This is a genomic window from Cobetia crustatorum, from assembly GCF_000591415.1.
GTDB lineage: Bacteria > Pseudomonadota > Gammaproteobacteria > Pseudomonadales > Halomonadaceae > Cobetia > Cobetia crustatorum.
Genome location: NZ_JEMF01000082.1, coordinates 1 through 1,328, shown reverse-complemented (window position 1 = coordinate 1,328; position 1,328 = coordinate 1). Strand labels below are relative to the sequence as shown.

Sequence of the window (1,328 nt, the reverse complement as noted above, 5' to 3'; positions counted from 1 at the left end):
CCGGCTCAGGCTCCAACCCTGCCGAGTCTGGCGCCCCAGCAAGCAGCGAAGGCCATGCAGAACCTGATAGGCGTAGAGACTCAGCAACAGGCTCACCTCATTGCGGGCCATCACGTCCTGGACGGTGGAGGCACCGCGATCGGTCGACGAGAGATGCACGTCGAGCGCCGACTTCACCTCGCCCATGTGCGCTTCGGCGCTGCCGCGCTTGCGATAGAGTGCCAGGATCTTCTCGGGCGGCCAGTCGAACTTGCCGAGGTTGGTGACCAGGAAGAAGGCATGCAGCAGCAGGTCATCGGGGCGTTCCTGAACCACCAGCACCACGCGTCGTGGCGTTGGCCAGGTACCGGCCTGGTATTCAAGGTCGTGGCACCACTCCCGAGGCTGCTCAGGTGGCCGGCCGCGTGGCCGCTTCAGGTAGGGCGCTGCCAGCGCCTGCAAGCCCTTGTGACTGCGCAGCCGGCCCAGGTACTCGATGCTGCGCTTCTCCAGCGCCTCCAGCGTGTCGTTGTCGGTGAAGCCGGCGTCGATACGCACCCGAACCTGGGCGCCGGTGCTCTCGTTAAGCCGCTTCACCAGGTGCGGGATCCACGTATCAGCGTTCTCGGCGGGGCCGGCGTTGCCCTCGCGCAGCAGGCCGCCGACCATGTCGCCAGTTTCGGCCAACGAGGCGACCAGCGGCGAATAGATCCGCGTACCGTAAAGGCCATGATAAGCGGAACCGCCCTGGTGCCCATGGACCTCAATCGGCAGGCCGTCGATGTCTAGCGTCAGCTGCTTGGGACGCTCGCCGTTCTTCAGCGAGGTCAGGCGCCAGGCCACCAGCCGCAGCAGACCTTCATGCACGGCATCGATGTTGTCGTTGTGTCCAAGGCAGGTCAGCAGCCGCGACAGCGTGGCTTGGGACGGCCTATCCTGGACCAGTGGCGTCATGCCGCGCGCATCACTGCAGGCCAGCTGCCAGAGCGGATCACGGCGCAGCGTGTCGGTATCGCTGAGATCGATCCACCCCATCGCCCGCTGCAGCACCAAGGTGCGTATCTGGCTGGCCAGCGAGTGGCGAATACGCAGCGGATGGCGTGGATCGACCAGGTTATCTTCGAGCGCCTCGATCACGCCACTGCTGTCGAGGGCTTCGCGCAGCAACAATGCGCCGCTGTCGCTGGTGGTGCGGTGGCCGCTCAGCTCGACACGGACAGAGCCGTTGCATGAGGGCGTCCAGGTCGTTAGGGTTTCACCCATGGCGAGTGGTCCTCTTGAATCGTGTTCTGACAGGAACATCCTGATTCTACAAGAGAAAACCACTCGCCATCTTCGTTTTCAGGTCG

Annotated in this window: 1 protein-coding gene; it reads right to left on the bottom strand. The window is 64.4% G+C overall.

Annotated elements, in window-relative coordinates:
- The coding region (locus BF12_RS0115025) for an IS1380 family transposase (protein ID WP_084488150.1) at positions 1-1,281 on the bottom strand (1,281 nt) is incomplete at its 3' end.
- Between the last annotated feature and the right edge of the window lie 47 nt (positions 1,282-1,328).